The following is a 14,487-nucleotide window of genomic DNA, read 5'->3' on the forward strand; positions in this document are numbered from 1 at the left end:
CCGATCATCGATAAATCAGGCCTTGGTGGCCAGATAGGCCAGCCACAGGTCGGCGATCTGCTTGCGCGAACCGGCCTGCACCGACTGGAACGCCGCCTTGGCCGATACATTGTCGCCGCCCAGCGCCTTGGCGATGCCAATGCGGGTGTTGATCTCGTCCGCGTCGACCCCGCCCTTCTGCTTGGCGAGTTCGAACATCGCCACCGCCTTGGCATAATCGCCATAGCCCAGATAGGCGTCGGCGGTCGCAGCCGCGATCTTGCCGGTGGCGGCCTTCTTCGCGTCGGCTTCGGCCGCGCCCAGCGAACCCTTGTCGCCCGAAATCTTCGCCACGGCGGGCTGATACAGGTCGCCGCCCTGGCTGCCGTTCAACACGCCCTTGCTGCGGCCGGAATCGATCGCCGACTTCACTTCGCCGTAAATGCCGGTCTTCGACGCCATTTCGGCATATTCCAGATAATCCTGCGCCAGCACCAGACCGCCGGATGTCGCCATCAGGCGCAGCACGTCCAGATTCTCGCGGTTGGAGATGTTGGGATTGGCCTGCTGGAACAGGCGGACCAGCGTGCGCAGATTTTCGCCGTTGGGGGCCGCCTGATAGGCGGACTTCGCCCATTCGGTGACTTCCGGCAGCTTGGCGGTCGCGGCGCGGCTGACGCCGATCTGATACCATTGCGCCGGCACCTGCCCGCCGGCCGCCCTGGTGGCGTCGGCCGCCGCCTTCAGCGCCGCCAGCCCCTGCTGGTTCAGGCTGCGCTGCGGTTCGACGGAGGGATTGGCCGTGCCCGCCTTGCCGAAAAAGGCCTGGGCCAGCGTCACGTTCACCGCTTCGGGCTTGTACCCGGCGGCGCCCGCCGCCCTGGCGCGGGTGATCGCCAGATCGTAATTCTTCGCCTGCAACGCCTGTTCGGCGGCGACCGCGTTGAACTGCCCGGCCTGTTCCGGCGGGGTCAGGCCGCTGTCCAGCATCTGGGTCAGCGCCTCGCTCTGCATCGCCGTGTCCTTGCTGGCGATGGAGGTGTTCAGCTTGATCGCGCCGATCTGATATTTGTCGTCATTCGACTTCGCCTTGCTGTCCGCATCGGCCAGCGCCACCTTGGCGCCCGCGAAATCCTGCTTTTCAATGGCCTGCTGCGCGGTCTGCAACGCCTTGATGACGTCCGGCGACACGTTCAGCTTCGGCGCGCCGCCCTTCTTCTCTTCCTTCTTCGCCGCAAAAGCGGGAGCCGAAACGGCGCCACCGGCGAGCGCAAGGGTCAGCGCGAGCGCCACGGGGGTAACAAAACGCATGTTCATCTTCTCCTCTGCGCCTGGGGGAAAGGCGGCCTTTGCTTGACGCCGATTAGGGGTCGGCGCGTGAATAACGTTTGAACGACCTATATGCACCAGTTAACCGCCTGTCAGCCCCCAGGAAACAATCTGGCGCGCCATTCCTGCAACTCATGCCCCCCCGCGCACGTGCGCGATGCGTGACATTATTGTTTCGCTCCGCTAGTGCAGGGCGACCAACAATAATCATCCAAAAAGAGAATCGCATTGACCGACGAGACTGCCCTCGCCGACCCTTCGGACATCAGCCCCATCTCCATCGTGGAGGAGATGAAGGCAAGCTATCTCGACTATGCCATGTCTGTCATCGTCGCCCGCGCCCTGCCGGACGTGCGCGACGGGTTGAAGCCGGTGCACCGCCGCATTCTCTTCTCCGCCCATGAATCGGGCTTCCAGCACAACAAGCCCTATCGCAAATCGGCGCGCATCGTCGGCGACGTGATCGGTAAATATCACCCCCATGGCGACAGCGCGATCTATGACGCCCTGGCGCGCATGACCCAGGACTGGTCGATGCGCGTGCCGCTGATCGACGGCCAGGGGAACTTCGGTTCCATGGACCCCGATCCGCCAGCCGCCATGCGCTACACCGAAGCGCGCCTGGCCAAGGTGACGACTGCCCTGCTGGACGATCTCGACAAGGACACGGTCGACTTCCAGCCCAACTACGACGCTTCGGAAAGCGAGCCGCAGGTTCTGCCCGCGCGCTTCCCCAACCTGCTGGTCAACGGCGCGGGCGGCATCGCGGTGGGCATGGCGACCAACATCCCGCCGCACAATCTGGGCGAAGTGATCCGCGCCTGCCTCGCCTATATCGAAAACCCCGGCATCACCATCGACGAACTGATCCAGATCGTCCCCGGCCCCGATTTCCCGACCGCGCCGCTGATCCTGGGCCAGTCGGGCGCCCGCAGCGCCTATCATACCGGGCGCGGCTCGATCATGATGCGCTCGCGCCACAAGATCGAGGAAGGACGCGGCGACCGCCAGTCGATCGTCCTCACCGCCATCCCCTATCAAGTCGGCAAGAACGGCCTCGTTGAAAAAATCGCCGAAGCCGCCAAGGACAAGCGGATCGAGGGCATCAGCGACATTCGCGACGAATCGAACCGCGAAGGCGTGCGCATCGTCATGGACCTGAAGCGCGACGCCACCCCGGAAGTCGTGCTGAACCAGCTCTGGCGCAACACCCCCGCCCAGTCGAGCTTTCCGGCCAACATGCTCGCCATTCGCGGCGGCCGCCCGGAACTGCTCAACATCCGCGACATCATAGAGGCGTTCGTCCGCTTCCGCGAAGAGGTCATCACCCGCCGCACCAAATATGAACTCAACAAGGCCCGCGACCGCGCGCATATCTTGCTGGGCCTGGTCATCGCGGTCACCAACCTGGATGAAGTCGTCCGCATCATCCGCGGTTCGGCCAGCCCGGCGGAAGCCCGCGAAACCCTGCTCGCCCGCGACTGGCCGGTGGCGGAAATCGCGCCTTACCTCAAACTGGTCGAAGCCATCGAGACCGAAGCGTCCGGCGACACCTATCGCCTCAGCGACACGCAGGTCCGCGCCATCCTCGACCTGCGCCTGCACCGCCTGACCGCGCTCGGCCGGGACGAGATCGGCAGCGAACTGGCCGAACTCGCCGCCGCCATCGCCGAATATCTCGCGATCCTGGGCGACCGGGTGAAGCTCTATGCCGTGATGCGCGAGGAGTTCGAGGCCATCGAACGCGACTTCGCCACCCCGCGCCTGTCGGAAATCACCGCCGCCGCCGACGGCATAGAGGATGAAGACCTGATCGAGCGCGAGGAGATGGTCGTCACCGTCACCGTGCAGGGCTATATCAAGCGCACCCCGCTCGAAAGCTTCCGCGCACAGGCCCGCGGCGGCAAGGGCCGCTCCGGCATGGCGACCAAGGATGAGGACGCGATCACCGAATTGTTCGTCACCTCCACGCACACGCCGGTCCTGTTCTTCTCCACGGCGGGCAAGGTCTATCGCCTGAAGGTGTGGCGCCTGCCCGAAGGCGGTCCCGCCACGCGCGGCCGTCCGATGGTGAACCTGCTCCCGCTCAGCCCCGGCGAAACGATCCAGACCGTCCTGCCGCTGCCGGAGGATGAGGATAGCTGGAAGGATCTGCACGTCATGTTCGCCACCGCGAACGGCACGGTCCGCCGCAACAGCATGGACGCCTTCGCCAACATTCCGTCCAACGGCAAGATCGCCATGCGCTTCGATGACGACAGCGACGACCGCCTGATCGGCGTCGCACTGCTGACCGAAGAGGATGACGTCCTGCTCGCCACCCGCCAGGGCAAGGCGATCCGCTTCCAGGCGACCGACGTGCGCGAATTCCAGAGCCGCACTTCGACCGGCGTGCGCGGCATGACGCTGAAAGGCGACGACGAGGTCATCTCCCTCTCCATCCTCCACCGCTCCGGCGCCGATCAGGACCAGCGCGAGGAATATCTGCGCTTCGCCCCGTGGAAGCCGGAAAAGGAAGGGGAAATGCAGGATCAGGACATGTTCGCCCTGATGAAGGAACGCGAACAGTTCATCCTGACCGTCTGCGCGAACGGCTATGGCAAGCTGTCCTCCGCCTATGAATATCGCCGCACCGGCCGCGGCGGTCAGGGCATCACGAACATCGACAATATCGGCCGCAACGGCCCGGTCGTCGCCAGCTTCCCCGCGACTCAGGCGGACCAGTTGATGCTCGTCACCGATCAGGCCAAGCTGATCCGCATGGGCCTCGACTCCCTGCGCGTCATCGGCCGCAGTTCGGCGGGCGTGCGCCTGTTCAACGTGTCCGACGACGAACATGTCGTCAGCGCCGCGAAGATCGAGGAAAGCGACGAAGCCGAAGACGCGGCGGAAGCGGCGGCTCCGGAAGCGTGACCGAACTTTTCGCCTACAAGATCCTGACCAAGGATCAATATGACCAACTCAAGGCCGACGGCGCGTTCAAGGGCGCGCCCGTCGACCTTGCGGACGGCTATATCCACATGTCCACCCGCCAGCAGGCCGCCGAAACCGCCGCCAGACATTTCGCGGGCCAGGACAATCTGGTGATGGTGATGGTCGACCTCGCCCCCTTCGGCGAGGCAGTGAAATGGGAGGAGTCACGCGGCGGCGCCCTCTTCCCGCACCTCTATGGCGATCTTCCGCTGAGCGCAGTGGCAGGCAAGGTCGTCCTGCGCCTGGACGAACAGGGCAAGCATCTCTTCCCGGCGGGCTTCTAGCCTTCGCCGCCCGCGCGCGAGCCGAGCACCTCCCCCAAACGTCATGCCAGCGAAGGCTGGCATCTCAGGCGAAGGCGCGCCACATTAGGGCATCACGCGGGGCGGCTACACCTACATCATGACCATCCGGCTCATTGAAGAGAGTAACCCCGAGTGGCGCGATATTTCCGACCTAATTCGATGATCGCCTGAGACCCCAGCCTTCGCTGGGGTGACGAAAAGGAAGCATGCAGGGAGCAGCCAGCTACCGCAGCCCCACCCGTTCCATCCGCACCACCTTCCCCTTGCTTACCCAATAATCAAACCCACCCCACCTGATCCGGCGCGAACAAACCGCCGCCACCTGCATCCCCAGATGCACCCAGCACACCGCAAACGGCGCAACCACATCCCACCAGAGCGACCGCCCCGCCGCCCGCACCTGCTCCGGCTCCAGCACGCCCGCCAAAATCCGCCGCCGCGCCAACACCCGCCCGACCGCCGCCGCATAACCAACAGCCACAGCCCAAAGCCCACCCCAACCCAAAGCCCAGACCCACCCCAAAGCTTGGCAACCCAGCACCAGCGTCGCGACCGCCCACATCCCCGCACTATTGGTCACGATATGCCGATACTGCCGCACCCCGAACCCAAAGGCCCCCCGCGCCTCCAGCGGACAAGCCACCAGCAAATCCCGCACCGGCCGCAACCGCAGCTTCGCCCGCCACCCGGCGAGGCCAATCGCCATATCATCCGACAACCGCCCCGCCAGCGCCGCATCCAGGTCCAGCCGCTCCGCCACCTCCCGGCTCAGGGCCATCGCCCCGCCCCAGGGCATGGTCGCGCTCGCCGCACGCGGCAAGGTCGCCAACTGCATCTCCACCGCCCCGACCAGCGCCGCACCCACCCGCGCCTCCGGCAACAACAGCCGGTAACCGGTCACGATATCCGCCTTCCCCCGTACCAGCGGAAAGAGCAGCCGCCCCACCAGCCGCGCCGGGGGCAGAATATCCGCGTCCACGAAAACCAGCCACCGATCCTCCGGCCGCAAAGCCCGCAAAGCCACCCGCAATTTATGAACCTTCTGCCCCTCATCCACGGCAACGCCCGCGCGGACGATCTGCACCCAATCCCCCTCCCGCGCCGCCAGAGCCTCCGCCGCCGCGCAACCGCCACTCGAAGCAATCACCAGCCGGAACCGCGCCGTCTGCACCTTCAACCGCGCAATCAATTCCGCCCCGCCGTCCCAATCGTCCCGCACAGACAGCAGCACGACCACGCCCTCCGGCGCTTCTTCCTTCCGGTCGACAGGCAGATGCCGCCAATAATTCAGCACGCCCAACAGGCTCAGCCCCTGCAACAGCATCCACAGCGCAAAAGCGAAACTCATTGCAAACCCAAGCCCTTTACCGCCCCGACCGCTGCTGTATGACGGCAGGCGATGCTCTCCAACCCCTTTCTCTTCACCCTCCTCCGCCTCCTCCCCGCGTCCCTCGCATCCTGGCTGGGCGGCTGGCTGTCCGCGAACGTCGCGCGCAAGCAGATGAAATTGCGCGATCAACGCGCCCGCGCCAACCTCGCCATCCTCCGCCCAGATCTCGACCGGGCCGACAGCGAAGCCCTCCTCACCCGCCGCTGGTTCAACCTCGGCCGCACCATGGCCGAACTCACCAACATCGACCGGCTGATCGAAAACGACCATATCGGCGTGGAGGACGCGGCAGGCTATCAGAAGGTGCTCGACGGCCCCGGCCCGCTGATCGCGCTGGCGGTCCATCTCGGCAATTGGGACTTGCTCGCCGCCCATATCAAGGCGTCCACGGACCGCCCCGGCCTGGGCGTCTACGACCCGCCGGAAAACCCGCAGCAGGCGGCGCAGCTCAAGCGCGCCCGCTCCAGCTATATGGGGGAAGCGATCACCGGGGACGGCGCGGCCCGCGCCATCCTGAAACACCTCACCACCAAGGACCGCGCCACCCTCTATATATTGCTGGACGAGCGCCGCGACCGCCAGGTCTGGTTCCCCCGCTTCGGCCGCGCCCTGCCGCCCTCAGGCAACCTGTCCGTCGCCCTGCGCCTTGCCCGGAAAGTCGGCGCGAAATTCCTGCCCTTCTACATGATCCGCACCCAGGGGCCCCATTTCCGCGTCCACTGGCACGCGCCCCTGGACCCGGCGACCCTGACGGATGACCAGATCATGGATCAGGTCGACGCCTTCCTCGGCAAAGCCTGCATCGACCACGCCGACCAATGGCTCGCCCTCCACGACATGGACTTGACCACCCCACCCCCTCCGTTCGTGCCGAGTAGAGGCTGAGCCTGCCGAAGCCTCGTATCGAAGCACATGGAACAACAGTTCTCACGCACCCCAACACCCGCTAAAGCCCCCCAATGTCCCGACTCGCCATAAAAATCTGCGGCCTCTCCACACCGGAAACAGTGGGCGCCGCCATGCGCGCGGACGCGACACATCTGGGCTTCGTACACTTCCCCAAAAGCCCCCGCCATATAGAGGCGGACCAGTTGCGCGCCCTCACGGCCCCGGTCCCCTCGCATATCCATCGGGTCGCCGTGCTGGTCGACCCCACCGACGAAATCCTGACCGAACTCACCGCCACGGACGCCCTCACCGCCCTCCAGCTCCATGGCAAGGAAACCCCTGAACGGGTGGCCATCATCCGGCAGCGCTTCGGCCTAAGCGTCTGGAAAGCCATCCCGGTCAAAACCCGCGCCGATATAGATGCCGCCAGGGCCTATGCGGGCGCCGCCGATCTCCTGCTCTTCGACGCGAAGACTCCGGACGGCGCGGCGCTGCCCGGCGGCATGGGCCTGCGCTTCGACTGGACGCTGCTGCGCGGCGTCCCCATATCCGTCCCCTGGGGCCTGTCGGGCGGCCTGGGCATCGACAATGTGGCCGAAGCCATCCGCATCACCGGCGCCCCGCTGGTCGATGTTTCGTCCGGCGTCGAAAGCGCGCCGGGCATCAAGAGTGTGGACAAGATCATGGCCTTCTGCAATGCGGCATCCTCATGAGGCGGCTAACCAGCACACGATGGCGTTGATCACTTGCTTGCACCCAAGAAGTGATCCCATTTGCCTGACGAGATTGATCCGATGACCGACACCCCCACCCTGCTTGGCGCCCTGCCCAACAGCCTGCGCTCCCAGCCCGACGCTTCCGGCCATTTCGGCTCCTTCGGCGGCCGCTATGTCGCCGAAACGCTGATGCCGCTGATCCTCGAACTGGAAAAAGTCTATAAGGAAGCCCGGCAAGACCCGGCCTTTGACGCCGAGTTCAGTGAATTGCTGCGTTCCTATGTCGGCCGCCCCAACCCGCTTTATTATGCGCAGCGCCTGACCGAAGCCCTGCGCGCCGAAGCGGAACCGGGCAAGGGCGCGAAAATCTACCTGAAGCGCGAGGAACTGAACCACACCGGCGCGCACAAGATCAACAATTGCATCGGCCAGGCCCTGCTCGCCCGCCGCATGGGCAAGAAGAAGGTGATCGCCGAAACCGGCGCGGGCCAGCATGGCGTCGCCACCGCGACCGTCGCCGCCCTGTTCGGCATGGAATGCAAGATTTTCATGGGCGCGAAGGATGTGGAGCGGCAGAAGCCCAACGTCTTCCGCATGAAGCTGCTGGGTGCGGAAGTGATCCCGGTCGTCTCCGGTTCCCAGACGCTGAAGGACGCGATGAACGACGCCCTGCGCCACTGGGTGTCGAACGTCCACGACACTTTCTACATCATCGGCACGGCGGCAGGCCCGCACCCCTATCCGGAACTGGTCCGCGACTTCCAGTCGATCATCGGCAGGGAAGCCCGCGAACAGATATTGGAACTGGAAGGCCGCCTGCCCGACATGCTGATCGCGCCGGTCGGCGGCGGCTCCAACGCCATCGGCCTGTTCCATCCGTTCCTGGATGACGCCGACGTCAAGATGATCGGCGTCGAAGCGGCGGGCGAAGGCCTGTCGGGCAAGCATGCCGCTTCGCTGGCAGGCGGCAAGTCCGGCATCCTGCACGGCAACCGCACCTATCTCCTCCAGGACGAGGACGGCCAGATCACCGAGGCGCACAGCATTTCGGCGGGCCTCGACTATCCCGGCATCGGTCCCGAACATAGCTGGCTGCACGAAATCGGCCGAGTTGACTATATGCCGATCACCGACGATGAAGCGCTCGCCAGCTTCCAGAAACTCTCCGCGCTGGAGGGGATCATCCCCGCCCTGGAATCCGCCCACGCGGTCGCGTCGGCGGAAAAGGTGGCGCCCACGCTGGACGCGGACCAGATCATCATCGTCAACCTCTCCGGCCGCGGCGACAAGGATATCTTCACCGTGGCGAGCGCATTGGGAGTGGAGATATGACCGCCGACCGCCTCGCCACCCGCTTCGCCGCCTGCAAAAAGGCAGGCCGCGCCGCCCTCATCACCTTCGTGACGGCGGGCGACCCGACAGCGGCCGACACCCCCGCGATCCTCGACGCCCTGGTGGAGGGCGGCGCCGACATCATCGAACTGGGCATGCCCTTCACCGATCCGATGGCGGACGGCCCCGCCATCGAACTCGCCAACCTGCGCAGCCTCGGCTCCGGCACCAAGACGAAGGACATCTTCGCCCTCGCCGCCGCCTTCCGCGCCCGGCACCCTGACACGCCGCTGGTCCTGATGGGCTACGCCAACCCGATGCTCGCGCGCGGCCCCGACTGGTTCGCCGACCAGTGCAAGGCCGCAGGCGTCGACGGCGTCATCTGCGTCGACGTGCCCCCGGAGGAAGACGCCGAAATCGGCCCCGCCCTGCGCGCAGCAGGCATCCACCTGATCCGCCTCGCCACGCCGACCACCGACGCGGCCCGCCTGCCCGCCGTGCTGAACGGCGCCAGCGGCTTCCTCTACCATGTCGCCGTCGCAGGCATCACCGGCAAGCAGCAGGCCGCGCAAGCCGCCGTCGAACTGGCCGTCGCAAAGCTCAAGGCCGCCACCGACCTGCCCATCGCGGTCGGCTTCGGCGTCCGCTCCGCCGATCAGGCCGCCGCCATCGGCCGCGTCGCCGACGGCGTGGTGGTGGGTTCCGCCATCGTCGACATCGTCGGCTCGCACGGCAACGCCGCCGCGCCCTTCGTCAAGGATTTCGTCGCCGCCCTGCGCGACGCCCTGAACGCCAACAGCCCCCATTTCCGGGAGACCGCAGCATGAGCTGGATCAACCGCGTCCGCAACGCGCTGCCTTTCATGGCGAAGAAGGAAACGACAGCAGAAACGCTGTGGCACAAATGCCCCGCCTGCGCGGAGATGATCTTCATCAAGGAATGGGAAGACAATCTCTCGGTCTGCCCCCGCTGCGACCATCACGGCCGCATCGGCCCGTCGGAGCGGTTCGAACATATACTCGACGCCGGTTTCATCCTGCTCCCCACCCCGCATGTGCAGGAAGACCCGCTCAAATTCCGCGATTCCAAACGCTATCCCGACCGCATAAAGGCCGCCCGCACCGCCACCGGAGATCAGGACGCGCTCATCAACGCCCGCGGCGCGATCGATGACGTGCCGCTGGTCATGGGCGTGCAGAATTTCGCCTATATGGGCGGCTCCATGGGCATGGGCGTCGGCGCCGCCTTCATCCAGGGCGTCAACGAAGCCATCGCCCATAAATGCCCCTATGTGATCTTCACCGCAGCCGGCGGCGCCCGCATGCAGGAGGGTATCCTCTCCCTCATGCAGATGCCCCGCTCCACCGTCGCGATCCGCAAACTCCACGCGGCGGGCCTGCCCTATATCGTCGTCCTGACCGATCCGACGACGGGCGGCGTCACCGCCAGCTACGCCATGCTGGGCGACATCCAGATCGCCGAGCCCAACGCCCTCATCGGCTTCGCGGGCCAGCGCGTCATCGAAAGCACGATTCGCGAAAAATTGCCGGAGGGCTTCCAGCGCGCCGAATATCTGCTGGAACATGGCATGCTCGACATGGTGGTCCACCGCAGCGACCTGCGCGACACGCTCGCCAGGGTGATCGGCTACCTCACCCCCCGCGCCGCCGCGTAAAAAGCCATGCCCGACCATGCAGTCTCCGACGATCCGGGCGTCCAGGCCCAGCTAGACCGCCTCGCCACGCTGTCGCCGGGCGCCGACATGCTGGGCCTGGAGCGCATCACCTCGCTCCTCGACCGCCTGGGCAACCCGCACCGCGCCCTCCCGCCGGTCTTCCACGTCGCGGGCACCAACGGCAAGGGGTCGACCTGCGCCTTCCTGCGCGCCGCGCTGGAGGCGGACGGCAAGAGCGTCCACGTCTTCACCTCCCCCCATCTCGTCCGCTTCAACGAACGCATCCGCCTGGGCGGCACGCTCATCTCCGACCAGGCCCTCGCCACCTATCTCTCCCGCGTCCTCGACGTGGCGGAGGGGATCGGGGCCAGCTTCTTCGAAGTCACCACCGCCGCCGCCTTCCTCGCCTTTTCGGAACATCCCGCCGACGCCTGCATCGTCGAAGTGGGCCTGGGCGGCCGCCTGGACGCGACCAACATCATCGAAAAGCCGGTCATCTGCGGCATCGCCCAACTCGGCCTGGACCATCAAAGCTTCCTCGGCAACACGCTGAAGGACATCGCCGCCGAAAAGGCCGGCATCGCCAAGCCCGGCGCGCCGCTGGTCACGCAACGCTATGCCGACGCCCTTTTCCCCGTGATGCTGGACGCCGCGGCCCGCAACCGCACCCAATGGTTCGCCATGGGCGAAAGCTGGGACGCCGCCGCCTATCGCGACCGCCTCCATTATCGCGACGACCAGGGCCATATCGACGCTCCGCTGCCCCGCCTGCCCGGCGCGCACCAGATACAGAACGCCGCGCTCGCCTTCGCCATGCTGCGCCATCAGAACGTCGTCCCCGTCAGCGAAGCCGCGCTGAAGGCCGCGCCCCTCTGGGCGCACTGGCCCGCCCGGCTGCAACGGCTCGACCACGGTCCGCTCCTCGCCCCGCTGCCCGACGGCACGGAAGCCTGGCTGGACGGCGGCCATAATGCCGGAGCGGGCGAAGCGATCGCCGCCTTCTTCACCAGCGAACGGCTGGACGGGCAAAAGCTGGACCTCATCATCGGCATGCTGTCAAACAAGGATCTGGACGCCTTCCTGGTCCCCTTCGCAGGCCGCATCGCCCATATCCATGTCGTGCCGGTCCCCGGACACGACCATCACCCGCCGGAGCGATTCGCCGCCATCGCCGATCTGTGGGGCATCCCCTGCACCGCCCATGAAGGGCCGCAGCAGGCCATCGCCGCCGTCGCGGCCCATCCCAATCCCGCGCCCCGGCTGCTGATCGCAGGCTCCCTCTACCTCGCCGGAGAGATTTTGCGACTGAACGGTCAATTTCCCGACTGAATTTTCTTGCGATTGACTCGCAATAGCGTACCTTGACCTTCCAACGACAAGGCAGAAGGTACGAACGCATGGCGCATGGAGAGTCCACCTCCCTCGATCAGCCCCGGCCGCTTCCCGGCGGCTATGGCAACCGGCTGTTCCTCTATGTCATGCGCCGCATGGCGACGGCGGGGGTCAACGACGCCCATGCCGCCAACGCGATGCTGGGCGCGTTCGGCCGCAGTTATCGCCGCCCGCTGGTGCTGATGCGCGCCATGATGCTGGAACTCGCCCGCACCTCCAGCCGCAAGATATTGATCGCCCCCTGCTGCTGTTCCCGCATGACATCGGACGAAGCGCTGATGATGCAGGCGGTCGGCGGCGCCCTGCGCAGCCCGCGCACCGCCTATGACGATGTTGCGGCCCTGCTGGGCAACGACCATGCGCTGGGCGCGCTCACCTGCCTGCAAGCCGTCGCCCAGGCCCATAACGACCTGGGCCGCCCGCTGGATCTCTACGCGGCGGGCTGATCGCTCGCCGCGCTGCCGACGCTTGCATCGATCAACCCCGCCCGCATCATCAACCAGAACAGGACGATCCCCGGCACCGCCAGCGCGGTTGTCAGCAGGTAGAAGTCGACATAGCCGAACCGCTCGATCATCGCGCCCGCCGTCGTCCCGGTCAGGAACCGCCCGACGATGCTCGCCGCCGCCGAAATCAGCGCATATTGCGCGGCGGTGAAGCGCAGGTCGCACAAGGCGGAGAAATAGGCGACCACCGTCACCCCGCCGATCCCGCTGGCGAAATTCTCGAAACCGATGGCCCCCGCCATGCCCCAATTGCTCTTGCCCAGCGCGGCCAGCATCGCGAAGCTGAAATTGGACACGCCCATCAGCAGCAGCCCGACCAGCACGGACCGCTTCATCCCCATCCGCGCATAGAGCACGCCGCCCACGAAAATCCCGATCAGATAGGCCCAGAAACCGATCCCCACGTCGTAAATGGCGATCTCGTCATTGGTATAGCCCATATCGTCGAACAACAGGCGGAAGGTCAGGTTCGCCAGCGTGTCCCCGATCTTGTGGAGCAGGATGAACAGCAGCACCAGCCACGCCCCGCGCCGCCGGAAAAACTCCACCAGCGGCCCCGCGATGGATTGCCACACCTCTCCCATCCCGCGCCGCGCCGTCGGCTCCCGGTGCCGCTCCGGCTCGCCCAGCACCAGCCCGGTCAACATGGCGGGCAAAGCAAAGACCGCGCAGGCCAGATAGGCCCCATGCCACCCGACCCGCGCCGCCAGCACCAGCGCCAGCGCCCCCGCCGCGACCGACCCGATCCGCCAGCCATATTGCGACATGCCCGACCCCACGCCCAATTGCTCCGGCTTCAGGCTTTCGATCCGATAGGCGTCGATCACGATGTCGAACGTCGCCCCGGCCACCCCGACCAATATCGCCGCATAGGCGGTCTGCAACAGGCTGGTGGATGGATCGACCAGCGCCAGATTGGCCACCGCCGCCATCACCAGCAGCCCGGCGAAGATCAGCCACGAAACCCGCTGCCCCAACCGCCCAATGACCGGCAGACGCACGCCATCGACCACCCAGGCCCACAGAAATTTAAGGTTATAGACCAGGAAGGCGAGGGTGAAGGCCGTCACCGCCTTCTTGTCGATCCCGTCCTGCGCCAGCCGCGTCGTCAGCGTCGCGCCGATCATCGCATAGGGAAAACCCGACGAAATCCCCAGAAAAAAGGCCCCCAAGGGCGCCTTCTGCACATAGGGCTTCACCGCATCCAGCCAGCCCTTTGCAATATCAGTCATAAATGCGGCGGCCCCCGATGATCGTTCCTGACCACCATATGGCCAAACCCCGCCCAAACAACCACCCAAAAAACCTTCTCCCTTGAGGGAGAAGGATACGCAGCCTTACCGGCTCCGCCGGTTAGGCGAAGTTGGATGAGGGGGGATCGAACCTCTCGACCAATCCCACCCTCACCCCAAATTCCCGAACAAATGCAACCCATCCGGCAGGCGCGGCAGTTCCTTCCCCCGCAGCAGCGCGTCGACGACCGCGACCGCCGCCAGCAAATCCCGCGGCGCATAGGGCTTGGCCAGACACCCCAAGGCCATTTCCGGCGCATCCACCGGACAAGCCCCCGTCACGAACAGCACCGCCACCCCCCGGCCCGCGGCAAAGCGCGCCAGATCGATGCCGGTCCTTTTCCCATGCAGCGTCACGTCCGCGATCACCAGGTCGACGCTCTCTTCCTCGATCACGCTGACGGCATGGCCATATTCATCGACGGTCGCGGCCACGCGATAGCCCGCCGTCTCCAGCACATGTTCATTGTCGAATGCGACCAGCGGCTCATCCTCGACCACCAGCACGCTGCGAATGGCCTTGCGGCGCCCCCGCGCCCCGGCTTCCCCTTTTACCAGCCCGAAAAACATTTGCCGATCCGCCCCATTTGCGCCATTCAGCCGACCAACGTGCGGGACCCCAAACGGGTTTCCCACGGTCCCTGCGCACAGGCGCAAGGACGGCACCATTCGTCAATTATCCGGCCATCCCGAATATGGGAATGCCATCC

Annotated in this window: 13 protein-coding genes; 9 read left to right on the plus strand and 4 right to left on the minus strand. The window is 65.8% G+C overall.

Features of this window, described 5'->3' with window-relative positions; all coding sequences use genetic code 11:
• Window positions 1–15: 15 nt before the first annotated feature.
• Window positions 16–1,296: a hypothetical protein gene (locus NUH86_RS06680; RefSeq protein ID WP_267251701.1), complete on the minus strand. Its 1,281-nt coding sequence runs from the start codon at window positions 1,294–1,296 to the stop codon at window positions 16–18.
• Between the two features lie 240 nt (window positions 1,297–1,536).
• Here NUH86_RS06680 and gyrA point away from each other — a divergent pair, with 240 nt between their 5' ends.
• Both gyrA and NUH86_RS06690 read left to right on the plus strand, forming a co-directional pair.
• Window positions 1,537–4,221: a DNA gyrase subunit A gene (gene gyrA / locus NUH86_RS06685; RefSeq protein ID WP_267251702.1), complete on the plus strand. Its 2,685-nt coding sequence runs from the start codon at window positions 1,537–1,539 to the stop codon at window positions 4,219–4,221.
• Window positions 4,218–4,565: a DUF952 domain-containing protein gene (locus NUH86_RS06690; RefSeq protein WP_267251703.1), complete on the plus strand. Its 348-nt coding sequence runs from the start codon at window positions 4,218–4,220 to the stop codon at window positions 4,563–4,565. The genes gyrA and NUH86_RS06690 overlap by 4 nt, the downstream gene beginning before the upstream one ends.
• 244 nt (window positions 4,566–4,809) lie before the next feature.
• On the opposite strand, the gene NUH86_RS06695 is transcribed toward NUH86_RS06690, so the two are convergent.
• A complete protein-coding gene (locus NUH86_RS06695) occupies window positions 4,810–5,934 on the minus strand; it encodes a glycosyltransferase (protein WP_267251704.1) in 1,125 nt (374 codons plus the stop codon).
• Between the two features lie 51 nt (window positions 5,935–5,985).
• Between NUH86_RS06695 and NUH86_RS06700 the strand changes: the two genes are divergently transcribed.
• The 7 genes from NUH86_RS06700 to NUH86_RS06730 all read left to right on the plus strand — a co-directional run bounded on the left by NUH86_RS06700 (window position 5,986) and on the right by NUH86_RS06730 (window position 12,425).
• Window positions 5,986–6,861, plus strand: coding sequence for a lysophospholipid acyltransferase family protein (locus NUH86_RS06700; RefSeq protein WP_267251706.1), 876 nt, complete (start codon window positions 5,986–5,988; stop codon window positions 6,859–6,861).
• Window positions 6,862–6,935: 74 nt separating this feature from the next.
• Window positions 6,936–7,577, plus strand: coding sequence for a phosphoribosylanthranilate isomerase (locus NUH86_RS06705; RefSeq protein WP_267251707.1), 642 nt, complete (start codon window positions 6,936–6,938; stop codon window positions 7,575–7,577).
• Window positions 7,578–7,658: 81 nt separating this feature from the next.
• Complete coding sequence (gene trpB / locus NUH86_RS06710; RefSeq protein WP_267251708.1) at window positions 7,659–8,912, plus strand: tryptophan synthase subunit beta; 1,254 nt, start codon at window positions 7,659–7,661, stop codon at window positions 8,910–8,912.
• Window positions 8,909–9,739 carry a tryptophan synthase subunit alpha gene (gene trpA / locus NUH86_RS06715; RefSeq protein ID WP_267251709.1) on the plus strand — a complete coding sequence of 277 codons (831 nt, stop codon included), beginning with the start codon at window positions 8,909–8,911 and terminating at the stop codon, window positions 9,737–9,739. The genes trpB and trpA overlap by 4 nt, the downstream gene beginning before the upstream one ends.
• Window positions 9,736–10,587, plus strand: a complete 852-nt coding sequence (gene accD, locus NUH86_RS06720; protein WP_267251711.1) for an acetyl-CoA carboxylase, carboxyltransferase subunit beta — start codon at window positions 9,736–9,738, stop codon at window positions 10,585–10,587. The genes trpA and accD overlap by 4 nt, the downstream gene beginning before the upstream one ends.
• A 6-nt stretch (window positions 10,588–10,593) precedes the next feature.
• A complete protein-coding gene (locus tag NUH86_RS06725; protein ID WP_267251712.1) occupies window positions 10,594–11,916 on the plus strand; it encodes a bifunctional folylpolyglutamate synthase/dihydrofolate synthase in 1,323 nt (440 codons plus the stop codon).
• 68 nt (window positions 11,917–11,984) lie between these two features.
• A complete protein-coding gene (locus NUH86_RS06730) occupies window positions 11,985–12,425 on the plus strand; it encodes a DUF6628 family protein (RefSeq protein ID WP_267251713.1) in 441 nt (146 codons plus the stop codon).
• Here the strand turns inward: NUH86_RS06730 and NUH86_RS06735 are convergent.
• Window positions 12,410–13,717, minus strand: a complete 1,308-nt coding sequence (locus NUH86_RS06735) for an AmpG family muropeptide MFS transporter (RefSeq protein ID WP_267251714.1) — start codon at window positions 13,715–13,717, stop codon at window positions 12,410–12,412. The two genes, NUH86_RS06730 and NUH86_RS06735, sit on opposite strands and share 16 nt — an antisense overlap.
• Before the next feature lie 171 nt (window positions 13,718–13,888).
• Entirely contained in the window at window positions 13,889–14,347 is a 459-nt protein-coding gene (locus NUH86_RS06740) for a response regulator (RefSeq protein ID WP_267251715.1), read from the minus strand.
• Window positions 14,348–14,487 lie beyond the last annotated feature (140 nt).

The organism is Sphingobium sp. JS3065 (genome assembly GCF_026427355.1).
In the GTDB taxonomy this organism is placed as follows: Bacteria; Pseudomonadota; Alphaproteobacteria; order Sphingomonadales; family Sphingomonadaceae; genus Sphingobium.